General features: G+C 73.4%; 18 protein-coding genes and 1 tRNA gene. 9 read left to right on the plus strand and 10 right to left on the minus strand.

What is annotated here, in order from left to right; translation table 11 throughout:
• Positions 1–68: 68 nt before the first annotated feature.
• The 3 genes from AC3AQ1_RS05030 to AC3AQ1_RS05040 all read right to left on the minus strand — a co-directional run bounded on the left by AC3AQ1_RS05030 (position 69) and on the right by AC3AQ1_RS05040 (position 2,737).
• Entirely contained in the window at positions 69–1,049 is a 981-nt protein-coding gene (locus AC3AQ1_RS05030; RefSeq protein ID WP_108718077.1) for a ribose-phosphate diphosphokinase, read from the minus strand.
• Positions 1,046–2,548, minus strand: a complete 1,503-nt coding sequence (glmU, locus tag AC3AQ1_RS05035) for a bifunctional UDP-N-acetylglucosamine diphosphorylase/glucosamine-1-phosphate N-acetyltransferase GlmU (RefSeq protein WP_108718078.1) — start codon at positions 2,546–2,548, stop codon at positions 1,046–1,048. The genes AC3AQ1_RS05030 and glmU overlap by 4 nt, the downstream gene beginning before the upstream one ends.
• 117 nt (positions 2,549–2,665) lie before the next feature.
• Positions 2,666–2,737: transfer RNA gene (locus tag AC3AQ1_RS05040), tRNA-Gln, on the minus strand.
• Positions 2,738–2,884: 147 nt separating this feature from the next.
• On the opposite strand from AC3AQ1_RS05040, the gene AC3AQ1_RS05045 reads away from it, so the two are divergent.
• From AC3AQ1_RS05045 to AC3AQ1_RS05055, 3 genes are all read left to right on the plus strand, one after another.
• Positions 2,885–3,484: a TetR/AcrR family transcriptional regulator gene (locus tag AC3AQ1_RS05045; protein WP_108718079.1), complete on the plus strand. Its 600-nt coding sequence runs from the start codon at positions 2,885–2,887 to the stop codon at positions 3,482–3,484.
• A gap of 158 nt (positions 3,485–3,642) precedes the next feature.
• Positions 3,643–4,233, plus strand: coding sequence for a MarR family winged helix-turn-helix transcriptional regulator (locus tag AC3AQ1_RS05050; protein WP_108718080.1), 591 nt, complete (start codon positions 3,643–3,645; stop codon positions 4,231–4,233).
• A gap of 58 nt (positions 4,234–4,291) precedes the next feature.
• Positions 4,292–4,816: a gamma carbonic anhydrase family protein gene (locus AC3AQ1_RS05055; RefSeq protein ID WP_108718081.1), complete on the plus strand. Its 525-nt coding sequence runs from the start codon at positions 4,292–4,294 to the stop codon at positions 4,814–4,816.
• Between the two features lie 156 nt (positions 4,817–4,972).
• Here the strand turns inward: AC3AQ1_RS05055 and AC3AQ1_RS05060 are convergent, their stop codons facing one another.
• Complete coding sequence (locus AC3AQ1_RS05060; RefSeq protein WP_108718082.1) at positions 4,973–6,385, minus strand: FAD-binding oxidoreductase; 1,413 nt, start codon at positions 6,383–6,385, stop codon at positions 4,973–4,975.
• 118 nt (positions 6,386–6,503) lie between these two features.
• Here AC3AQ1_RS05060 and AC3AQ1_RS05065 point away from each other — a divergent pair, with 118 nt between their 5' ends.
• From AC3AQ1_RS05065 to AC3AQ1_RS05080, 4 genes are all read left to right on the plus strand, one after another.
• Positions 6,504–8,342, plus strand: coding sequence for an ABC-F family ATP-binding cassette domain-containing protein (locus AC3AQ1_RS05065; protein WP_108718083.1), 1,839 nt, complete (start codon positions 6,504–6,506; stop codon positions 8,340–8,342).
• Positions 8,343–8,440: 98 nt separating this feature from the next.
• On the plus strand, positions 8,441–8,803 hold the full coding sequence (locus AC3AQ1_RS05070; protein ID WP_108718084.1) for a hypothetical protein: 363 nt from the start codon (positions 8,441–8,443) through the stop codon (positions 8,801–8,803).
• A gap of 11 nt (positions 8,804–8,814) precedes the next feature.
• Positions 8,815–9,546: a metallophosphoesterase family protein gene (locus AC3AQ1_RS05075; RefSeq protein ID WP_108718085.1), complete on the plus strand. Its 732-nt coding sequence runs from the start codon at positions 8,815–8,817 to the stop codon at positions 9,544–9,546.
• A gap of 27 nt (positions 9,547–9,573) precedes the next feature.
• Positions 9,574–12,597: a PKD domain-containing protein gene (locus AC3AQ1_RS05080; RefSeq protein ID WP_108718086.1), complete on the plus strand. Its 3,024-nt coding sequence runs from the start codon at positions 9,574–9,576 to the stop codon at positions 12,595–12,597.
• 216 nt (positions 12,598–12,813) lie between these two features.
• Here AC3AQ1_RS05080 and rsmA read toward each other — a convergent pair whose 3' ends face one another.
• From rsmA to metG, 5 genes are all read right to left on the minus strand, one after another.
• Complete coding sequence (gene rsmA / locus AC3AQ1_RS05085; RefSeq protein ID WP_108718087.1) at positions 12,814–13,725, minus strand: 16S rRNA (adenine(1518)-N(6)/adenine(1519)-N(6))-dimethyltransferase RsmA; 912 nt, start codon at positions 13,723–13,725, stop codon at positions 12,814–12,816.
• A 76-nt stretch (positions 13,726–13,801) separates the two neighbouring features.
• Positions 13,802–15,292 (minus strand): resuscitation-promoting factor, encoded by a 1,491-nt coding sequence (locus AC3AQ1_RS05090; RefSeq protein WP_159096391.1) that lies wholly within the window; start codon positions 15,290–15,292, stop codon positions 13,802–13,804.
• A 223-nt stretch (positions 15,293–15,515) separates the two neighbouring features.
• Positions 15,516–16,628 carry a resuscitation-promoting factor gene (locus AC3AQ1_RS05095; protein ID WP_159096392.1) on the minus strand — a complete coding sequence of 371 codons (1,113 nt, stop codon included), beginning with the start codon at positions 16,626–16,628 and terminating at the stop codon, positions 15,516–15,518.
• 138 nt (positions 16,629–16,766) lie between these two features.
• On the minus strand, positions 16,767–17,675 hold the full coding sequence (locus AC3AQ1_RS05100; RefSeq protein WP_108718091.1) for a TatD family hydrolase: 909 nt from the start codon (positions 17,673–17,675) through the stop codon (positions 16,767–16,769).
• A gap of 24 nt (positions 17,676–17,699) precedes the next feature.
• Entirely contained in the window at positions 17,700–19,535 is a 1,836-nt protein-coding gene (metG, locus tag AC3AQ1_RS05105) for a methionine--tRNA ligase (RefSeq protein WP_108718092.1), read from the minus strand.
• A gap of 116 nt (positions 19,536–19,651) precedes the next feature.
• On the opposite strand from metG, the gene AC3AQ1_RS05110 reads away from it, so the two are divergent.
• Positions 19,652–20,845 (plus strand): DUF559 domain-containing protein, encoded by a 1,194-nt coding sequence (locus AC3AQ1_RS05110; RefSeq protein WP_234417800.1) that lies wholly within the window; start codon positions 19,652–19,654, stop codon positions 20,843–20,845.
• 328 nt (positions 20,846–21,173) lie between these two features.
• Here the strand turns inward: AC3AQ1_RS05110 and AC3AQ1_RS05115 are convergent, their stop codons facing one another.
• Positions 21,174–22,358 (minus strand): aminotransferase class I/II-fold pyridoxal phosphate-dependent enzyme, encoded by a 1,185-nt coding sequence (locus AC3AQ1_RS05115; RefSeq protein ID WP_108718094.1) that lies wholly within the window; start codon positions 22,356–22,358, stop codon positions 21,174–21,176.
• A gap of 38 nt (positions 22,359–22,396) precedes the next feature.
• Here AC3AQ1_RS05115 and AC3AQ1_RS05120 point away from each other — a divergent pair, with 38 nt between their 5' ends.
• Positions 22,397–22,966 carry an isochorismatase family protein gene (locus AC3AQ1_RS05120; protein WP_108718095.1) on the plus strand — a complete coding sequence of 190 codons (570 nt, stop codon included), beginning with the start codon at positions 22,397–22,399 and terminating at the stop codon, positions 22,964–22,966.
• Positions 22,967–22,994: the final 28 nt, after the last annotated feature.

Genomic DNA, 22,994 nt, shown 5'->3' on the forward strand with positions numbered 1-22,994 from the left:
GCGAGCGGCACAAAACGCTGGCATCGCAAGTAGGTCGGGCGCCCACCCGCCGCATCCGGCCGCTGCGGTCAGGCGTTCCCGTCGAACAGGCTCGTCACCGAGCCCTCGTCGAACACCTCGCGGATCGCCCGCGCCAGCAGCGGAGCGATCGACAGCACCGTCAGTCCGGGGAAGCGCTTCTCGTGCGGGATCGGCAGCGTGTCGGTCACCACGACCTCGAGCGCGCCGCACTCCGCGAGCCGGCGGGGCGCGGGCTCGGACAGCACGCCGTGCGTGGCCACGATCGTGACCGACTTCGCGCCGTTCTCGCGCAGCACCCGCACGCCCTCGGCGATCGTGCCGCCGGTGTCGATGAGGTCGTCGACCAGCACCGCGTCGCGCCCGGCCACGTCACCGACCACGCGGTTGGCCACCGACTGGTTGGGCCGCGTGATGTCGCGCGTCTTGTGCACGAACGCCAGCGGGCAGCCGCCCAGCTTGGCCGCCCACTGCTCGGCCACCCGGATCCGGCCCGCGTCCGGGGAGACCACCACGACGTTCGTGAGATCGATCCGAGTGCGGACGTAGTCCACGAGCGTCGGCATCGCGAACAGGTGGTCCACCGGCCCGTCGAAGAACCCCTGCGTCTGCGCGGCGTGCAGGTCCACCGACATGAGGCGGTGCGCGCCGGCGGTGCGGAACAGGTCGGCCATGAGGCGCGCGGAGATCGGCTCGCGGCCGCGGTGCTTCTTGTCCTGGCGCGCGTACGGGTAGAACGGCATGACGGCCGTGATCTGCTTGACGGAGGCGCGCTTGAGCGCGTCGACCATGAGCAGGTGCTCCATGACCCACTGGTTCACCGGAGCGGTGTGGCTCTGCAGCACGAACGCGTCCGCGCCGCGCACGCTCTCCGCGAACCGCACGTAGATCTCGCCCGACGCGAAGTCGTACGCCGTGGTCGGCACGAGGTCGACGCCGAGCTCCTGCGCCACGCGCTCGGCGAGGTCGGGGTGCGCTCGACCCGAGATGAGGACGAGCCTGCGCTCCCCGAACGTGGTGATGCCGCTCATGCCTGGTCTCCTCCAGTGCCGTCACTGCCGTCGGCGTCCTCGCCCCTGCCCGCCCCGGCCGCGGCCTCGGCGGCCGCAGCCCAGCGCGTCCCGGGGAGTCGCCGCGCGACCCACCCCGGCACCGACTTCTGCTGCGCACGCTCGACGGCGAGCGCACCCGGCTGCACGTCTCGCGTGATCGTGGAACCGGCCGCGACGAACGCGCCGTCCGCGACGTCGAGCGGCGCGACCAGCACGCTGTTGCTGCCGACGAACGCGTGCGCCCCGACCCGCGTGCGGTTCTTCGAGACGCCGTCGTAGTTCGCGACGATCACGCCGGCGCCCAGGTTCGAGCCGGCGCCCACCTCGGCGTCGCCCACGTAGGACAGGTGCGGCACCTTGGCGCCCTCACCGACGGTCGAGTTCTTGACCTCGACGAACCCGCCGACGTGCGCGTCCGCCGCGAGGTCAGCACCGGGACGGAGGTAGGTGAACGGGCCGACGTGCGCGCTGGCCCCGATCCGCGCGGCGAACGCGTGGCTGCGCACGACCTCCGCTCCCTCGCCGACCTCGGTGTCGGTGAGCGTGGTGTCGGGACCGACCGTGGCACCCGCCGCGATCCGGGTCGCCCCGTGCAGCTGCACGCCGGGCAGCAGCGTGACGTCCTGCGCCAGCTCGACGGTCACGTCCACCCAGGTGGTGGCCGGGTCGACGACCGTGACGCCGGCGCGCATCGCGTCCTCGAGCACCCGGCGGTTGAGTTCGGCGCCGAGCGAAGCGAGCTGGACGCGGTCGTTGACGCCCTCGACGAGCCACGGGTCGTCGGTCTCGAGCGCTCGCACCGGGCCGTGCGTGCGCGCGAGCGCGACGACGTCGGTGAGGTAGACCTCGCCCTGCGCGTTGCTCGTCGCGGCGAAGTCGGGGTCCTGCAGGTGCTCGAGTCCCTGCCTCAGCACGGCGGCGTCGAACGCGTAGACGGACGTGTTGATCTCGTCGATCGCCCGCTCGCCCGGGCTCGCGTCGCGGTCCTCGACGATGCGCTCGACGTGCCCCTCGCCGTCGCGCACGATCCGGCCGTACCCGGCCGGGTCGGCGACGCGCGTGGTGAGGACGGTGACGGCGTTGCCGTCCGCGACGTGCGCTCCGAGGAGCTCCCCGAGCGTGCCGGAGTCCAGGAGTGGGACGTCACCGGCGAGGACGAGGACCGGGCCCTCGACGCGGCTCGCGTCGTCCAGCGCCGCGAGCGCGCACCAGGCGGCGCGGCCGGTGCCCTTGACCTCGTCCTGGTCCGCGACGACGACGCCGGGGTCGAGCTCGAGCGCGTGCGCCGCCACGCGGTCGCGGTCGTGCCGGACGACGACGGCGAGGCGCTCGGGAGCGAGGTCGCGCGCCGTGGCGAGCACGTGGCCCAACAGGGTGCGTCCGCCGATGGCGTGCAGAACCTTGGGGGTGGTGGACCGCATCCGGGTGCCTTCGCCGGCGGCGAGGACGACGACGGCGGCGGGACGTGCGGTGGTCACGGCAACGGTCTCCCGGGGGACTGGCACGAGCGGGCCTGCCCACTCTAGTGCGCCGACGGCATCCGCCCGAACGGCGGGTGAACGCTTCGCGCCGGCTGTGCGTCTCGTCAGCCGCCGCTCCGCCCCCAGGACTCGAACCCGGACCTCCCGGCACCAAAGGCCGGCGTGCTGCCGTTACACCAGGGCGGACCGCCGGGACGTCGCAGGCGTCGGACGGGTGGACCGCGTCGACGTCCCCGGGCCCTGGCGATTCTGCCAGGGCATGATGGGGGCGTGAGCACGCCCCCCGATCCCGCACCGCTCCGCGTCCGCCCCCGCCGCGCGGCGCGACCGCGCATGACGGCGCGCGAACGCCGGGAACAGCTGCTCGACGTCGGGCGCGCGCTGTTCGCCGAGCGGGGCTTCGAGGCGACGAGCGTCGAAGAGATCGCAGCCCGCGCGAACGTCTCCAAGCCCGTGGTGTACGAGCACTTCGGCGGCAAGGAGGGCATGTACGCCGTGATCGTCGACCGCGAGGTCGAGCGGCTGCTGTCCATGCTCACCACGGCGCTCGCGCCGAACCGGCACCCCAAGATCATCGTGGAGCGCGCCGCGCTCGCGCTCCTGGACTACATCGAGTCCAGCACCGACGGGTTCCGCATCCTCGTGCGCGACTCCCCCGTGGCCCAGGCCTCCGGCACGTTCTCCTCGCTGATCGGCGACGTCGCGACGCAGGTGGAGCACCTGCTCGCCGACCAGTTCGAGCGGCGCGACCTGGACCCGGCGACGGCCCCGATCTACGCGCAGATGCTCGTCGGGATGATCGCGCTCACCGGGCAGTGGTGGCTCGAGGCGCGCTCGCCCGACAAGCGCGTCGTGGCCGCGCACCTGGTCAACCTCGCCTGGAACGGGCTCGGCTCGCTCCAGGGGTCGCCCGCGATTCGCAACCCGCGCTGAGCGCGGGGCGACCAGGCGCCCGACGGCGAGGCTCGCCGTCGGGCGCGCGGGTCCGGGCTCGCAGGGCGTGCGCCCGCGGAGGCCGACCTGCGCGTCGCCGTCACCCGATCATTCCCCACGGGTCGAAAATCTCGACGTCGAGAGATTAGGCTGCCCTCATGAGCCCGACGTCGAACGACCTCGCGGACGAGGTCGACGCGATCACGGCGGCGTGGCACGCGCAGCTGCCCACGCTCGACGTCGAGCCGATGCACGTGTTCTCCCGGCTGCACCGCCTCGCGCACCACATCGAGTCGATGCGCGCGGCCACGTTCGCCCAGCACGACCTCACGATGTGGCAGTTCGACGTGCTCGCGGCGCTGCGCCGGGCCGGCGAACCCTACGAGCTCACGCCCGGCCGGCTCGTGGCGCAGACGCACGTCTCCTCCGGCACGATGACCAACCGCATCGACCGGCTCGCCGAGCGCGGTCTGGTGGATCGTCGGGGGTCGAACGACGACCGCCGCATCGTGCTCGTGCGGCTCACCCCCGCGGGTCGGGCCGCCGTGGACGCCGCGGTCTCCGACCTCGTCACCCGCGAGCGCGCCGTGCTCGCGGCGCTGGACGGGCCGGGCGAGGACGGCGTGCCGCACGCGGGCGAGCTCGCCGAGGCGCTGCGCGCGCTGCTGCACCGGTACGAGACGCAGACGGGCGTCGCGCGCTCGGGCCGCGCGCCCGTGCCCGTGCCGCGGACCGTCGCCGCGCCGTAGCTCCCACCGCAGCTCAACACGTCGTTCCCACCCCTCCCCTGATCGCAACGGAGCCCTCATGGACCACCTCGTGCTCGCCGTCGGCGACTCCCGCCCCCGCATCTCCCCCCTGGCGTGGATCGCCCCGGGCGCCGTGGTCGCCGGCGCCGTGACGATCGGCGCCTCCTCGAGCGTCTTCTACAACGCCGTCGTGCGCGGCGACATCGCGAGCATCACGATCGGCGAGCGGACGAACCTCCAGGACGGCGTCGTGGTGCACGTCGACCAGGCCTTCCCGACCGTGGTCGGGCACGGCGTCTCGGTGGGCCACGCGGCGGTGCTGCACGGCTGCACGATCGGGGACGGCTGCCTGGTCGGGATGAGCGCGACCGTGATGTCGGGCGCCGTGATCGGCCCCGGCGCGATGGTCGCGGCGGGCGCGCTCGTGACGCCCGGCAAGTCCTTCCCCTCGCACGTCCTCGTGGCCGGCGCGCCCGCGCGCGTGGTCCGCGACCTCACCCCCGACGAGCGCGCGCACCTGCAGCACAACGCCACGCAGTACGTCGCGATCGCGGCCGCGCACCGAGCGGCGCTCGGCGACTGACGCCCGGCCCCGACGGCTGAGGCTGCGCGCTCGACGGGGGTGCTCGACGGCTGACACCTGCGCTCGACGGAGCGCGCCGGCCCCCACACCCCGGCGCGCTCCGTCGTCCGACGCGGGTCGCTCGCACTCGCGACCCGCGTCAGCCCTTTCGTGCGCTCACGCGAGCGACCGCACGAACGTGCCCTCCGGGTCCCACCGCCGAGCGACGGCGTCGAGGCGGGCGCGCTGCTCGCCGTCGTACGCCGCCGCGAGACCGTCGACCGGGTCGACGAAGCTCGGCAGCGGACGCCCGCCCCGCCAGGGCGCGAGCGCGACGGCGAGCCGCTGGTTCGCCTGCCGCGCCGCCTCCTGCGCGGCGGGCGTGGGCGCGACGGCGAGCGCGTTGACCACGTAGCCGTCGGCCACCGCCGTGCCCAGCCCGTCCCGCAGCACCGGCCCCCCGCCGGTGTGCCGGAGCTGGATCGCGAGGTGCGGGCCCGGCTGGGTGACGGCCGCGGTGAAGGCGGCGACGGCATCGTCCGGCAGGTCGGCGAGCGTGAAGCCGCGCTGCACCGTGGGTGTCGGCGCGACCGGCTCCTCGCAGATCGCGGGGATGCCGCTCGCGGTGCGGACGCCGACCGTGTCGTGCACCACGGGGCCGGCCGCGCGCACACCATCGAGTGCGAACTCGAGGGCATCCAGGCCCGCCGTCGAGACGGCGTCCACGGCGACGAAGGCCTTCCCCCGCAGCGGCTCGGGCAGCTCCGGCAGCGGCGGGAAGCGCAGCGCGCTGCACCACAGGGTGATCTCCGGCGGCGCCGTGCGCGTCGCGGCGGCGTAGGCCGCCAGGACGGCGGGCGCGGCCTCGATCGGGAGCATGAGGCGGCCGCCCGCGAGGTTCGGCGCTTCGATGAGGTCGAGCAGCACCTCGGTGACCGCGGCGAACCCGCCCCCTCCCCCGCGCAGGGCCGACATGGCCTCGGGATCCACGCCGTCGTCGATCCACCGGATCGAGCCGTCGGCGGCGACGACCTCCGCGGCGCGCAGCGAGCCCGCCGCGGCGCCGACCTGCCGGGAGAACCACGAGTAGCCGCCCTGAAGCAGCAGGCCGACCACCGAGACCGACGGGCTCGAGCCGACCGGACCGGTCAGGCCGGTGCCGTCGAGCGCCGCCTGCAGAGCGCCCCAGGAGACGCCGGCGCCGACACGTGCGGTGCGCGCCGCCCGGTCGACCTCGATCCGCTGCAGCCTGTCGGTGCGCACCCGCAGCGTGCTCGCGAGAGTCGCGCTCGCGCCGTGGCCGGGCCCGGTCACGGCCACCTTCACCCCACGGGCGACGGCGAGCCGCACCCCCGCGACGACGTCACCCGCGTTCGCGGCGACCAGGACTGCGTTGGGACGCTCCGCGACGGCGACGTTCCACGGCGCGCTCGCGGCCTCCCAACCCGGCTCGCCGGGGAGCACGAGCGAGCCGGCGAGGCTCGCGCGGAGAGAGGCGATGTCGCCGGGGGCGGGGCGGCGGGGTGGTGCCGGCGGCTCCGGCGAGGCGGACAGCGCTGTCTGCGCCGTGGGAAGGACGGACGAGCTCATGCGTGGCTCCAGAGGGGACATCGGGTTGACTGACCCGATGAAGTATTCACAGTACCGTTGGTGTAGTCAATAGCGGGAGCCAAGCCCGCGGTCGCACCCCCGCCTAGGCTTGATCCCTGTGGCTCACCTCCTCGGCGCGGACGACCTCCGCCTCGCCTACCCCAACCGCGTGGTGCTCGACGGCGTCTCGCTCGGCTTCAACGACGGCGACCGGGTCGGGGTGGTCGGCCGCAACGGCGACGGCAAGTCCTCGCTGCTGCGGCTGCTGGCCGGACGCACGACGCCGGACTCCGGTCGCGTCACGACGCGCCGCGGCGTCCGGGTGGGGATGCTCGACCAGACGGACTCGCTCGACGAGGCCGCGACCGTGGGCCACGCGATCGTCGGCGACGCCGCCGACCACGAGTGGGCCGCCGATCCCCGGATCCGGTCCGTCATCACCGGGCTCGTCGCCGACGTGCCGTGGGACGCGACGGTCGGCTCGCTGTCCGGCGGGCAGCGCCGGCGCACCGCGCTCGCGGCGCTGCTCACGTCCGACGTCGACGTCCTGCTGCTCGACGAGCCAACGAACCATCTCGACGTCGAGGGCGTGACCTGGCTCGCGGAGCACCTCAAGGAGAGGTACGCCGCAGGGCAGGGTGCGTTCGCCGTCGTGACTCACGACCGGTGGTTCCTCGACGAGGTGACGACCACGACGTGGGAGGTGCACGACGGCGTGGTCGAGCCCTTCGAGGGCGGGTACGCCGCGTACGTGCTGGCGCGGGTGGAGCGCGACCGGCAGGCCTCGGCCGTCGCGGCGCGGCGGGCGAACCTCATGCGCAAGGAGCTCGCGTGGCTGAGGCGCGGGGCGCCCGCGCGGACGTCGAAGCCGAAGTTCCGGATCGATGCGGCGAACGCGCTGATCGCCGACGTGCCGCCGGTGCGCGACACCGTGGCGCTCACCCGCACGGCGACGGCCCGGCTGGGCCGCGACGTCGTGGAGCTCGTGGACGCCTCGGTGAGCTACGACGGCGAGCACGACGTGCTGCACGACGTGAGCTGGATCCTGGGGCCGGGCGACCGCGTCGGCATCCTGGGCCAGAACGGCGCCGGCAAGTCGACCCTGCTGGGGCTCGTGACCGGCGCGCTGACGCCCACGTCGGGGCGGGTCAAGCGCGGGAAGACCGTGCGCGCGGCGTGGCTCTCGCAGGACCTCGCCGAGCTGACGCCGCACGTCGGGTCGCGGGTGGCCGACGTCATCGCGCCGCTGCGCGCGGCGTTCACGTCCGTCGGCGGGGACGAGCTGACCCCGGGGCAGGTGCTCGAGCGGCTCGGGTTCACCTCGGCGCACCTCGCGACCCCGGTGCGGGACCTGTCGGGTGGGCAGAAGCGGCGGCTGCAGCTCGCGCTCGTGCTGCTCGGCGAGCCGAACGTGCTCGTGCTGGACGAGCCGACGAACGACATGGACACCGACATGCTCGCCGCGATCGAGGACCTGCTGGACGGCTGGCCGGGCACGCTGCTCGTGGTCTCGCACGACCGGTACCTGCTCGAGCGCGTGACCGACGACCAGTACGCGGTGCTGCCCAGGGCAGACGGCGGGGGCAGCGCGACCCTTCGGCACCTGCCCGGCGGGGTCGAGGAGTACCTCACCCTCCGCGCCGCTTCGCGAGAGGAAGTCCGTCCTTTCTCGAGACGTTCTTCCGGACAGTCCGTCACCACGATCATCTCGGGAAAGGACGAAGATCGCCTCGCGAACGGGGGTGCGCAGCGGCACGCCACCCGCAAGGAGCTCGCCTCACTCGAGCGGCGGCTGGAGAAGCGCCAGGCCGAGGCCCTCGCGCTGCACGAGCAGATGGCGACCCACGACGTCGCCGACTACGCCGGCCTCGCCGCGCTCACCGAACGGCTGCGCGGGATCGAGGCCGACGTCGCGGACCTCGAGGAGCAGTGGCTGGAGCTCGCCGAGGACGCCTGAGGAAACTCGCCCTGTACGCCGACTGTGCCGCGGTGGGAGCATGGCGCGTCTGATCGGCTCTCCCGTGGGGGGTGGTGGCCATGCGGGCATCAGGGGAGATGCGACGCAAGGCAGCCCGGATCCTGGCCAGTGTCGCCGCGGCCGCGATGGTGTTCACCGCGGCCACCGCGGTCCCGGCAGGCGCGGCACCGCCCGGCACGCCGACGCTCGTGCGACCCGCCGACGGCACGACCGCGGCGGAGGTCGATCCCGTGCTCGCGGTCACCCCGACAGACCCCGACGGCGGCAACGTCACCGTTCGGTTCGAGGGGCGCCGCCGCGGAGCGACCGTCCCCGGTACCTCGACGGCCGCCCCCTTCACGTTCGTCGTCATCCCGGACACGCAGAACTACACCTACCTCGCCCGCGACTGGTCATCGACGCTCAAGCTCAGTGGATCGCCGACTCCCGCTCGCAGCTGAACACCCAGTTCGTGTCCCACCTCGGTGACCTCGTCAGCGATTACTGGAAGCAGTTCGGCCCCGACCCCGTGGACCGCGGCAACATGGACAACTACGCCCTGTTCACCGCGGGCGGCGTGGACTGGCTCGTGCTCTCGCTCGAGTTCGAGGCCCCGACCTACGCCCTGGACTGGGCCGACCGCGTGCTGGCCGCCTACCCGAACCGCACGGCGATCCTCGCGACCCACTCCTTCCTCAACCTGGCGAACTCGCGCAACACCAACCCCGAGCGGCCCGGTGGCACGGCGCCGGCGGTGATGTGGGACCAGTTCGTGCGCACGCACTGCCAGATCCGGCTCGTCGTGAGCGGACACGTGCACGACAACGACCTGGGCGAGGCCCGCCGCACGGACAAGAACGCGTGCGGCAACGACGTGCACCAGCTCACGACCGACTACCAGGACCGCGCGAACGGCGGCAACGGGTGGCTGCGGTACTACCGCTTCGACCCCGCTGCCGCGACCCTCACGGCGACGACCTACTCCCCCACCCTCGGCCAGTACGAGACGGACGACTCCTCCGCCTTCACCCTTCCGTTCGACCTCGTCGGCCAGGTTCCCGCGCCGTTCCAGACCATCGCGACGGTCACCGTGCCGTCCGGACAGACGGCCTCGACGACCTGGGCCGGTCTGGCGCGTGACACGGAGTACGAGTGGCGCGCCGTGGTCTCGGACGGCACCTCGACCACCGAGTCGCCCACCTAACGCCTGCGCACCCCCTACGACCCCGTCGTGGTCCGCGACGAGTTCAACCGGACCCAGACCAGCGGCTGGGGCAGCACCGACACCGGCCAGGCCTGGGTGCTGAACAACCTCAACCGGCTGAGCGTCAACGGCTCGGCCGGCGTCCTGGCGGTCGACGTCGGGCGCCGGTACGAGGGGATGCTCGACACGTCTGCGGGTGACGTCTCGGTGCTCACGTCGATCGCGACGACGGCGACGGCGACCGGGTCTGGAGCGTACGTGTCCGCCGTCCAGCGCAAGTCGTCGACGCAGCTCTACACCGCGAAGGTGCAGTACTCGAGCACGGGCGCCCCCACGTTGACCCTCGTGCGGCAGGTCGGCAGCACCGAGACGACGCTCGCGTCGCTGCGTCTGGGCACGACGCCGGCGGCCAACCAGATGCTCCACCTGCGGTTCGAGGCCGAGGGGACCTCGCCCGTGCGGCTGCGTGCCCGCACGTGGACCGGCGCCACCGAGCCGACCGCCTGGACGCTCACCGCATCCGACGCGACGGCCGGCTTCCAGACCCCGACGGTCGGGGTCGGCATCTCCGCGTACGTCTCCTCCACCGCGACCGCCGCCGCCACCGTGCTGGTGGACCGGCTCGAGGTCAGCCGCCTCGCGCCGCCGCCGAACCGCGCGCCGTCCGCAGGCCTCACCTCGTCGGTCACCGGGCTCACGGTGACGGCCGACGCCCGCACGTCGACCGACCCCGACGGCGACGCCCTCACCTACGCGTGGGCGTTCGGCGACGGCGCCACGGCGACCGGCGCGACGACGTCGCACACCTTCGCGGCGGCCGGCACGTACCCGATGGTGCTCACGGTCACGGACTCCCGAGGAGCCACCAACCAGGTCTCGGTCCCGGTCACGGTCGCGCCGCCCCCCAACGCGAGTCCGGTCGCGGCGTTCACCCCCACGACGACGGATCTCACGGTGCTGCTCGACGCCACCTCGTCGTTCGACCCCGACGGCAGCGTGTCCGGCTACGCGTGGGACTTCGGTGACGGCAGCTCGGCGAGCGGCGTCACGGCGACCCACACCTATGCGGCTGCGGGCGCGTACGTCGTCACGCTCACCGTCACCGACGACCGCGGCGCGACGAACGCCGTGTCGCACGAGGTCACGGCCACGGCGCCGAACGCCCCGCCGACCGCGGCGTTCACGAGCGTGGTCACGGGCCTCACCCTCGGGGTCGACGCCTCGACGTCGAGCGACCCGGAGGGCGGGGCGCTCACCTACGCGTGGGACTTCGGCGACGGCGCCACGGGCACGGGGACGACGGCGCAGCACACCTACAGCGCGGCCGGCACGTACGCGGTGGTGCTGCGCGCCGTCGACCCGGGAGGTCTCGCGGCCACGTCGACCGCGACCGTCACCGTGCAGGTCGCGCCCGTCGGCCCGACGGCCGTGCTCGGGACGACGACCAGCGGCCTCACCGTGCAGCTGGACGGCTCGGCCTCGCACGACCCCGACGGCGGGACGCTCACCTACGCCTGGGAGTACGGCGACGGTGCGACCGGAACCGGGGCGACGACGTCGCACAACTACGCGACGGCCGGCACCTACACCGTCCGCCTCACCGTCACCGACGACGAGGGCGAGACCGCCTGGACCGAGGCGAGCGTCTCCGTCGCGCCCCGACCGCCGACGGCGGCGTTCGGGGTGACCGTCACCGATCTCACCCTCGCCGTGGACGCCTCCGTGAGCACGGACCCCGACGGCGGCGCACTCACCTACGCCTGGGACTTCGGGGACGGCGCGACCGGCTCGGGTGCGACCGCCTCGCACACCTACGCGGCGGCAGGGACGTTCCGCGTCGGACTCGTCGTCACCGACGCGGAGGGCCTGACCGATGCGACGGCGCGGGACGTCACGGTGGCGGCGCCCAACCGCGCTCCGGTCGCCGCGTTCACGGGCAGCGCCGACGGGCTGCGCGTCGACGTGGACGCGACGAGCTCCACCGATCCCGACGGCGACGCGCTGAGCTACGCGTGGGCGTTCGGCGACGGCTCGACCGGCTCGGGCGTGGCGGCGTCGCACACCTACGCCGCCGGGGGGACGTTCACCGTGACGCTCACGGTGAGCGACGCCCGGGGTGCGACGTCATCCGCGACGCGGTCGTTCGCCGTCGTGCGCCCGAACCTGGCGCCGGTGGCGGTGTTCTCCTCGTCGGTGAGCGGGTTGACGGTCTCGGTGAACGGGTCGGGCTCGACCGACCCCGAGGGCGGCGTCCTGACCTACGCGTGGGACTTCGGCGACGGCACCACCGGCACCGGCGCGACCGCGACCCGCACCTACGCCACGGCCGGCACCTACACCGTGGCCCTGACCGTCACCGACGACCGCGGCGCCACCCACCGCACCACCGCTGCGGTCACCGTCACCGCACCACCAGCCACCACCCTCGTGGCCGCCGACACCTTCACCCGCACCACCACCAACGGCTGGGGCACCGCCGACACCGGCGGAACCTGGGCCGTCAACGGCACCGCCTCCCGCTACACCGTCACCGGCGGAACCGCACGCGCCACCCTCACCGCCACCGGCTCCACCCTCGCCCAGCTACCCGCCAGCACCCGCGACGTCGACGTCACCACCCAGCTCTCCTTCTCCACCCGACCAGCCGCCTCCACCGCCCAGGCCTTCCTCGCCACCCGCGCCGCCGGCTGGACCCAGGAGTACCGCACCAAGACGATCATCAACCCCGCCGGCACCGTCGTCCTGCAGATCTCGGCCATCAACACCACCGAGACCTCCCTCGCCTACGTCATCGTCCCCGGCCTCACCTACACCGCCGGACAGAACCTCACCATGCGCGTCCAGACCGAAGGCACCAACCCCACCACCCTGCGCGCCCGCGTCTGGCCCACCGGCACCACCGAACCCACCACCTGGCACGCCACCGCCACCGACACCACCACGCCCCTCCAAGACGCCGGCACCCTCGGCCTCGGCACCTGGGCCGGCTCCACCGCCACCTTCCCCCTCACCACCACCTTCGACACCTACACCGCCACGGCGATGGGGTAGCTGTCGGGCTCGATCGGTTCCGCCCGCCCTCCGCCCCGTTCGCGAGAGGAAGTCCGTCCTTTCGCGAGAGGAAGTCCGTCCTTTCGCGAGAGCAAGTCCGTCGCTCCGCGAGCGCGAGGTTGTCCGCGTGGCGATACTCGCCGTCGCGCATCGGGAATCACCTCGCGAAAGGACGAAGATCCTCTCGCGAAAGGACGAAGATCACCTCGCGAACGGTCAGGCGGGGCGTGCCGCCGCGATCGACGCGAACTCCGTGATCGTGAGCGTCTCCCCGCGCCGGCTCGGGTCGATCCCCGCCGCGCGCAGCGCCTCCTCCGCGAGCGCCGGCGACCCGGCCCAGCCCGCAAGCGCCGCCCGCAGCGTCTTGCGGCGCTGCGCGAACGCCGCGTCGACGACGGCGAACGTCGCCTCGCGCGTCGCCCCCACCTCGGGCGGGTCGCGCCGCACCAGCCGCACGAGCGCGGAGTCGACGTTCGGCGTCGGCCAGAAGATCGTGCGCCCGACGGCGCCCGCGCGGCTCGCCTCCGCGTACCAGGCCGCCTTCGCGGACGGGATGCCGTAGACCTTCGACCCCGGCGGCGCCGCGATCCGGTCCGCGACCTCCGCCTGCACCATGACGAGCACCTCGCGCAGCGTCGGGAACCGCTCGAGCATGGTCAGCAGCACCGGCACGGCCACGTTGTACGGCAGGTTCGCCACCAGGCGGACCGGGGGCTCGCCGTCGTACGCCACGTCGGTGACGGCGAGCGCGTCGGCGGTGACGACCCGCAGGTTCCCGACGGCGAGCGGCGCCTTCGCGGCGACGGTCACCGGGAGCCGGGCCGCCAGCGGGGGGTCGATCTCGACGGCGACGACGCGTGCGCCCGCCTCGAGCAGGCCGAGCGTGAGGGAGCCGAGTCCGGGTCCGACCTCGACGACGACGTCGCCGGGCGCCACGTGCGCGGCCCGCACGATGCGCCGCACCGTGCCGGGGTCGGTGACGAAGTTCTGCCCGAGCGCCTTGGTGGGGCGCACCTGGGTGAGGCCGAGGAGCTGGCGCACGTCCGCTGTCGTGAGCAGGTCGACGGCGACGGACGGCGCAGGAACGGCGGACGCGTCGGCGGACTCCTCGGAAGCGGGCTCGGTCACCCGACGAGGCTACCGACGACGAGACCCACCCCGGTGCGGGGTGGGTCTCGTCAGGTAGATCGCAGGCGGCCCTGCGTCAGAGCAGGCCGAGCTTGCGGGCGCACGCCGGCCACTGGCCCCAGCCCGAGCGCGCCTGGAGGGCCTGCGCTCGCTGGGTCTGCTCGGCCGCGGAGGCCTCGGACGGCAGGCCCGAGCCGCCCACCGACGCCCAGGTGGACACCGTGAACTGGTACAGGCCGTGGTACTTGCCGTTCGAGCTCACGATGCTCGGGTTGCCGCCCGACTCACACTGCGCGAGCTGCGCCCAGACGTCGCCGCTCACGGTCGAGGTCGACTCGGACGCAGCGGCGGACGAGTCGGACGAGGAGGAGCTCGCCGACGACGAGCCGGAGGAGGACGACGTCGTCGCCTTCGGCGTGGCCACCGGGCGCTTCTTCGTCCCGACCGTCACGACCTCCTCGACCGCGGGAACGGTCGTGGCCTCCTCGACGAGCTCGTCGGAGACCACCTGGCCGTCACGCGTGGTGACGTTGTAGGTGCGCTGGAGCGTGCCGTCCACGCCCTCCGTGGTGACCTTGGTGGTGCCGACGTAGTACTCGTCGCTCTCCACCTGGCGCGAGGTGTGCGGGATGACCTCGGTCTCGACGCGCTGCGAGAGCACGACGCGCACGATCGTCACAAGGCTCGAGCCGTCGGCGGCGCTCGTCACGCTGATCTCGTCGGAGTCGTTGAGCGTGATCCCGGCCTGGTCCAGCGCCTGCTGCAGCGTGGTACCCGGCGCGAGGACGAGGTTCTTGTCACCGTCGATCACGTGAATCGTGGTCTTCTCCGCCAGCGGCAGGTCGACCTCCGTGCGCCCGGCCGAGCGCGAGACGACCATCTGAGCGGAGCCGCGGCCCTCGAGCGCGAACGACGCGAGCGCCGCTCCGGCGTCCTCGGCGGTGGTCCAGAGGACGTCCTGCTCGCCGTCGACGACCACGTCGACCGGCTGAGCGCGGAGCACCTCGACCGTGGTCGCGTCCGACAGCGGGGTCTCGAGGTCGGGGATGACCTCGTCGTGCTCGCCGAGCGACACGCCCTGGTCCTCGAGGAAGCCGCCCACGGTGCCGCGCCACGAGCCGGAGGTCGTGGTCTCGCCGTCGGCCTCGAGCGTGACGGTCTTGTGCGCCTGCGCGGCGACGACGCCGCCGGTGCCGAGCAGCAGCACGAGCGCGGCGGCGGAGGCGAGCAGGACGCGCCGACGACGGCGGCGCACGGGTCGCGCGGTGGCGGTCGCCTCGGCGGTGGTCGCCTCGGCGGCGGTGGGGTCGGTGTCGGAAGCGGCGTCAGCGTCGAGCGCCTCGCCCTCGAGGGTGGCCTCGCCGTCGAGCGCGGGCTCGCCGTCGAGCGCGGGCTCGCCGTCGAGCGCGGGCTCGCCGTCGAGCGCCTCACCCGCGAGCGTGGGCTCGCCGTCGAGCGCGGTCTCGGACGCCGCGGCGTCCGAGGCCGGGCGCTGCATGGTGCCGTCCTCGGGCACGCCGCCCAGGGCGTCGTCGAAAGCGTCCTCGGGCTGCGTGCGGTCCGACATGCGTCTCCTGAGCTGGTGCGGCCCGGTCGCGCGGCACCCGAAGGCGCGGCGGCTGACCGGCGTGGGAGAGCGGCACGCCCCCCTGGCGCAAGCCGCTCGGCGCCCACCGTAACCGAATCGTTATCGACCGACCACCCTCAGTGACCCCGGTCACAGCGTGTCGCGGCGCGGGACGGTTCAGGTCGTGGTAAAGGGCGGGTCAGGAGTGGAGGTCAGACGTCGGTCAGTACCAGCCCTTGCTCTGGAACGCCGACCACGCGCCGCACGGCGTGCCGTACCGGCCGGCGATGTAGCCGAGGCCCCACTGGATCTGCGTCGCGGGGTTGGTGGCCCAGTCGGCGCCGGCCGAGGCCATCTTCGACCCGGGCAGCGCCTGCGGGATGCCGAACGCCCCCGAGGACTTGTTGCTCGACAGGTGGTTCCAGCCGCTCTCGCGCGTCCAGAGGTTCTCCAGGCAGCCCCACTGGTCCTCGCCGAACCCGTAGGCGAGCATGAGCTCCTTGCCGATCGCCCGGTTGGAGCCGGGGTCGGCCGACGTCGTCGGTGCCACGGCGGAGGCGCCGGACGAGCTCGGCGCGGAGTCGGAGTCCATCGCACCGCCGGTCGACGGCGCGGCCGCCGCGACGGTCACCTTCGTCCCGACCTCGACGATCTCGGTGACCGGCTCGGTCAGCGTGATCGAGAGCAGCGTCTCGCGGCCCACCTCGACCCCGTCGACGAGGCGCACCCGACTCGTGACGCGAGCGTCGCCGTCGACCCCGGCCTGGAGCACGCGGGTCTTGCCCTGCTCCAGGCTCGAGCTCTCGCGCTCCTCGGTGGCGTGCGGCGTGACGACCTGCTCCGTGACGTACGACGTCGTGCCCCGACCGATCGTCACCTCCCCGCCCGCGGGCGGTGCGGAGGTCAGCGGCGCGCTGACCTGGTCGTCCCAGCCGAGCACGATGCCCGCGTCCGTGAGCGCGTCGGCGAGCGTGTCCGCGGTCGTCGTGAGCGGAGTGGCGACGCCGTCGACGGTCACCGTGAACGTCACGCCGTTGCCGTCGACGAGCGCGGCGCGGTCCTGCGAGCGTGACACCGGCGTCACGTGCACGAGGTCCTCTCCGGCGAGCGTGGTGTTGAGGAGCGGGATGTCGGCGCTCGCCGTGTCGGTCCCGGCGGAGCCCCGCGCGGCCGCTGCTGCGCCGTCGAGGGCACCGTTGGGGTCGGCACCGCTGGCGTCGGCGGCGGTGGCCGACGGCGCGGGGTCCGCGAGCACCACGGCGCCCGTCCCGGCGGCGAGCGCCAGCAGGACGGCGGTGTTGAGGCCGAGCTTGACGGCTCGGCGTGGCGATGTCACAGGAACGCACTCCTCGTCAGGGGACCGCTCGACGATAACGGAACGGTCACGCACGGGGCGAGCGGCGTCGGCGCGTCCTGCCCGAAACGCGGGCCGAAAGGACCCGCGGCCCGTGCGGCGTCGCGCGCGAACCGGCGCTCACCACGGCCCGTACAGCGCCTCGCTCGTCGAGGACGTCACGGCACACACCCGCTCGAGGCTCTCGCCCCGGACCTCGGCGATCTGCCGCACCGTGTGCGGCAGGAGGTACGGCCCGTTCGGCCGTCCGCGGTACGGGTGCGGCGTGAGGTAGGGCGCGTCGGTCTCGGTGAGGAGCAGCTCGAGCGGGACGGCCGCGACCGCGGCGCGCCCCTCGTCGTTCGCGCGGAACGTCACCGGACCGGCGATCGACAGGTACCAGCCGTGCTCGGCGCACGTGCGCGCCAGCGCCACGTCGCCCGAGAAGCAGTGGAACACGGTGCGTTCGGGAGCGCCGTCGGCGAGCAGGACCGCGACGACGTCCTCGTGCGCGTCGCGGTCGTGGATCTGCAGGGGCAGCCCGCGCTCCTTCGCGAGCGCGACGTGCGCGCGGAACGCCTCGCGCTGCACGGCCTGCCCGCGCTCGCCGCCGCGGAAGTGGTCCAAGCCGGTCTCGCCGATCGCGCGGACCCGGGGGTCGGTCGCGGCGCGCGCGACGGCGTCGAGCGCCTCGTCCAGCGGCACCTCGTGCCGGGGCTGCGGATCGGGATCGAGCCCGTCCGCGGCCACCTCCCGCACGCCCGCGTGCAGCACCGCCTCGTTCGGGTGCAGCGCGACGGCGAGCACCACCTCCGCGTGCTCGCGCGCCAACGCGAGGCTCGGTTCGATCGCGTCCAGGTCGCACGCGACCTGCACGAGGCGCGTCACGCCCACGGCGCGCGCCCACGCGATCTCCTCGCTCGCCGTCGGGAGCCGCTCGCCGTCCGGCACGACGTCGGCCGCCGAGAGCAGGTGCGTGTGGTTGTCCACGACGGCGAGCGGCAGCGGCTCGGGCGGGGGCGGCCAGCCCTTCTCGCGCTTCTTCGCCATGGCGGGTCCCGACCCTCGCCCGGCTCAGCCGCGCGGTGCGGCGAGCCGCTCGATCTCGGCCGCGATGACCTCGTCGGTGAGCTTGGTGAACACCGGCGCCGGCTTGGCCACGGGGGTGCCGGGCACGACGTCGGCGCGCGCCCACGGCGCGAGCGTCTCGCCCACGCGGTAGTCGCCGGTGATCACGGGGTAGGTGCGCTCGTCGTCGTCGAGGTCGGTGACCTCCTCGATCCGCGGCTGCGGCGCGAGGGCCGTGGTGCCGCCGAAGAGCTCGTGCACCTGCTGCGCCGAGTGCGGCAGGAACGGGGCCAGCAGGACGTTGCAGTCGGCGACGGCCTGGGTCATGGTGTGCAGCACCGTCGCGAGGCGGTCCGGGTCCTGCTTGAGGGTCCACGGCTGCTGCGCCGAGACGTAGCGGTTGACCTCGCCGACCACGCGCATGGCCTCCCCCACCGCGGCGCGCTGGCGGTGCGAGCCGAGCAGGTCGCCCACGGTGGTGAAGCCCGCCTGGGTGAGCTGCAGGAGGGCGAGGTCGTCGGTGGTGTGCTCGTTCGGCGTCGGGACCGCGCCGTAGTTCTTGTGCACGAGGGTGGCGGTGCGGTTGACGAGGTTGCCCCAGCCGGCGACGAGCTCGTCGTTGGTGCGCCGGGCGAACTCGGGCCAGGTGAAGTCGGCGTCGCTGCTCTCCGGGCCGGCGGCGGCGATGAAGTAGCGCAGGGCGTCGGGCTGGAAGCGCGCGAGCATGTCGCGCACGTAGATGACGACGCCGCGGCTCGTGGAGAACTGCTCGCCGGCCACGTTGAGGTACTCGCTCGAGACGACCTCGGTGGGCAGGTTGAGCTCGCCGTAGGCGCCGGGGTGGCCGCCCCTGTCACCCTTTCCGGCGTAGCCGAGCAGCTCGGCGGGCCAGATCTGGGAGTGGAAGGTGATGTTGTCCTTGCCCATGAAGTAGTAGGACAGGGCGGTCGGGTCGTTCCACCACTCGCGCCAGCGCTGGGCCGTGGTCGAGTCCGGCGCGCCGGTGCCGCCGGTGCGGACGTCCTCGCGGCGGGCCCACTCGATGCTCGCGCTGAGGTAGCCGACGACGGCGTCGAACCACACGTACAGGCGCTTGTTCGGGTTGCTGCTCCAGCCCTCCAGCGGGACCGGGATCCCCCAGTCGATGTCGCGCGTCATGGCGCGCGGGCGCACGTCCTTGAGCAGGTTGCGGGAGAAGTTGAGGACGTTCGGGCGCCAGTTGGTCCGGGTCTCCAGCCACGCCGCGATCGCGTCGGTGAGCGCGGGCAGGTCCAGGAAGAAGTGCTCGGTCTCGACGAAGACGGGCGTCTCGCCGTTGATCCGGCTGCGCGGGTTCTTCAGCTCGCTCGGGTCGAGCTGGTTGCCGCAGTTGTCGCACTGGTCACCGCGCGCGCCGTCGTAGCCGCAGATCGGGCACGTGCCCTCGATGTAGCGGTCGGGCAGCGTGCGGCCCGTGCTCGGCGAGATCGCGCCCGTGGTGGTGCGCTCGATCATGTAGCCGTTCGCGTGCACCTGGCGGAAGAGCTCCTGGGCCACCGCGTAGTGGTTGCGCGTTGTGGTGCGGGTGAACAGGTCGTAGGTGAGGCCGAGCTGCGCGAGGTCCTCGACGATGACGCGGTTGTACCGGTCGGCCAGGACCTGCGGCGGGACGCCCTCCTGCTCGGCCTGGACGAGGATCGGGGTGCCGTGCTCGTCGGTGCCCGAGACCATCAGCACGTCGTGACCCGCCATCCGCATGTACCGGCTGAACACGTCGGAGGGAACGCCGAAACCGGCGACGTGACCGATGTGCCGCGGGCCGTTGGCGTAGGGCCAGGCGACGGCGGAGAGGATGTGGCTCACGGGCGACCATCCTAGGTTGCGGGCACGGGATCGCGCCGCCGCCCAGCCGTGGGCCCGCCGCGGGCAGCGGCCGGGCCCGCCGTGCCCGTGACGCTTTGACTGGTCGCCCGTACGGATTGACTGGTCAGATCCAAGCGCTCGCGTCGACCTTGGCATCGCCGCAGGTCAGGGCCCTGGGTCCGTCCCGCCTCGGCGCCGTCGACCGCCCGACCAGTCAATCCGCACGGGCGACCAGTCAAAGCGTCGGGCCCACGCCGTCCACAGGCGCGGACCACACCTGGCAGACACGCCTCCGTGACGCCACGATGCTCCTTATGAGCATCTTGGAGACGATGCGGCGTCTGAACGGCGTCGCCACGCTGCGCGAGTTGGGCGCACACCGGCGGTCCGTCAATCGGGTCGTCGCCACCGGAGCGCTGAACCGAGTCGGTCACGGTCGCTACGCCCTGCCCTCCGCAGCCCACGAGCTCGTTCGAGCGGTACAGGTGGACGGTGTGGTCGACTGCCTGTCCGCACTTCGCAGCTATGGCTTCACGGTTCGGGGCGACGCGACGGTGGCTCACGTCACCGTCCCGTCGCATCGCGGGATGCGAGGGCGCCGTCCGCCCGGAGTGCGGTTGCACTACGGGCCGATCCGCCGCCATCTCGGCGCGCGGGTCGCCCCTCCCGAGGATGCGCTCGTCCGTGCCATGTCGTGCCTGCCGTACCTCGACGCGCTGTCGGCACTCGAGCTCGCCAGGCTCGTCCCCGGAGCTCCGGGGGTCGACGTCGTCCTCGCCGGCGTTCGCGCCAGCAACCGCTCGCTCGCCGATGACCTCGAGCGCGACCTCGACGTCGCGAGCCGCGCCTACGAGGAGACGACCGCGCGCCTCGCACTCGTGGCGGCGGGGCACGGCGTGATCGCGGGCTGTCTGATCCCGGGGGTCGGCGAGGTGGACCTGCTGGTCGACGGCTGGATCATCGTGGAGATCGACGGGTTCGCCTACCACCGCGATCGCCGTCCCTACCGAACCGATCGCCGCCGGGACCGTCGCGCTGCGCATCTCGGGTTCACGGTGCTGCGCTTCGCCTGGGAGGACGCGGATCCGCAAGCGATCTGTGCCGAGGTGGCCGATCTGCTGGAGGTCGATCCCCGGCCGCGGTCGTTCAGCCGCCGGATCGGGGACGCTGAGCGGCACGAGGTCGGGCTTCTGCGCGCGGAGTGCCTCGCGCGCCGCGGAACTCAGGTGAGCGAGCGCGCGACCCGGGCACTCGAGCAGGTCTCCCAGCTGACGCCCCACGTACGCCCCTCTGGCGTCGCCGGCGACTGAAACCCCGCGCTGCCCCGGACGCTTTGACTGGTCTCCCCGACGTGTTGACTGGTCGGGTGCTGATCGCGGCGCGGGCTCCTCACATCGCCGCAGGTCAGAGCGGCTCGCTCGGCGCCGGTCGAGGCGGTCGGGGATCTGGACAGTCAAAGCGTCGGGCCGACCAGTCAAAGCGTCCGGCGCCCGCCCAGCGGCGCCGCATCAACCCCAGCCGCCGCGTCCGTGCAGCCGCGCAGCCCCACCCCCGTCCGTGCAGCCGCGCAGCCCCACCCCCGTCAGTGCAGCCGCGCAGCCCCACCCCCGTCAGTGCAGCCGCGCAGTCCCACCCCCGTCAGTGCAGCCGCGTCAGCCCACGCCGGATCGACCGGGCCGCCTGAGCGATCCGCTGCTCGTTCTCGATCAGCGCGAACCGCACGAACCCGTCGCCCCCGGTCCCGAAGCCGACCCCCGGCGACACCGCCACGTCGCACTCCCGGATGAGGTGCGTCGCGAACTCGATCGACCCCATCTCGCGGTACGGCTCGGGGATCCGCGCCCACGCGAACATCGTGCCGCGCGGCTTGTGGATGTCCCACCCCGCGCGCGCCAGCCCGTCCACGAGCGCGTTGCGCCGCGACTCGTACACGGCGGACAGCTCGGCCGGGTAGTCCTGCGCCTCGTTGAGGGTGACGGTCGCGGCGATCTGGATCGGCTGGAACGTGCCGTAGTCGAGGTAGCTCTTGAGCTGCTGCAGCGCTGCGATCACGTCGGTGCGGCCGAGCATGAACGCCACTCGCCAGCCCGCCATCGAGAACGACTTCGTCAGCGAGTACAGCTCGACGGCGACCTCCTTCGCACCCTCGCACTGCAGGATCGACGGCGGCTGCCACCCGTCGAAGCACATGTCGGCGTAGGCGAGGTCGTGCACGAGCGCCACGTCGCGCTCACGCGCCCAGTCCACGAGCCGCTGCAGGTCGGCCAGCTCGACGGTGCTCGTCGTCGGGTTGTGCGGGAACGACAGCACCACAGCGCGCGGCTTCGGCGAACCGAGCTCCCACGTCTCCATGACGCGGTCGATGTACCCGGCGCCGTCGTCGCCGTCGCCCATCGGCACCTGCAGCGTGGAGGCACCCGCGAAGTACGGGCCCCAGATGTGGATGGGATAGCTCGGCGTGGGGACGATCGCGGTGTCGCCCGGCTGCAGCAGCACCCACATGAGGTGGCTGAAGCCCTCCTTGGCGCCGATCGTGGTGAGGATCTCGCGCTCGGGGTCGAGCACCACGCCGAACCGTCGCTCGTACAGCGCCGCGACCGCCTCGCGCAGCTTCGGGATGCCGCGCGAGGAGGAGTAGCGGTGGTTGCGGGTGTTGTGCGCGGCCTCGGCGAGCTTGTCGACGGCGATCTGCGGGCTCGGCAGGTCGGGGTTGCCGAAGCCGAGATCCACCACGTCCCGCCCGGCCCGCCGTGCCTCCACCTTGAGCCCGTCGATGATGGTGAAGACGTACGGGGGCAGCCCGGAGATGCGGCGGAAGTCCATGGGTGCGAACCTACTCGTCGCCACATAGCCTGGAGCGCATGGCACGCGCTCTCATCGTCGTCGACGTCCAGCCCACGTTCTGCGAAGGAGGCGCCCTCGCGGTGGAGGGCGGGAACGCCGTCGCCGAGGCGATCGCGGCGTACGCGGCGGACAACCGGGGCGACTACGACCTCGTCGTCACGACGCAGGACTGGCACATCGACCCGGGTGCCCACTTCTCCGAGAACCCCGACTTCATCGACACCTGGCCGCCGCACGGCATCGCCGGCACCGACGAGGCCGAGCTGCACCCCGCGCTCGCCGACCTCGACCCCGACTACTCCGTCAAGAAGGGCCAGTACGCCGCCGCCTACTCGGGCTTCGAGGGCGTGGACGAGGAGGGCACCGCGCTCGGCGACCTCCTCGCAGCCGAGGGGATCGACGAGGTCGACGTGGTCGGCATCGCCGAGTCGCACTGCGTCCTGCGCACAGCGCTCGACGCCCTCGACGAGGGCCTCACCGTCCGCGTCTTCACCGACCTCACCGTCCCCGTCAGCGAGGAGCAGGGCGAGGCGGCGCGTGAGGTCATGCGCGACGCCGGCGTCGCCCTCGAGACCGCCGTCGACTGACGCCCGACGGCGCAGCTCGCCTCGCGCC

The sequence above is a fragment of the Miniimonas sp. S16 genome (assembly GCF_057748195.1).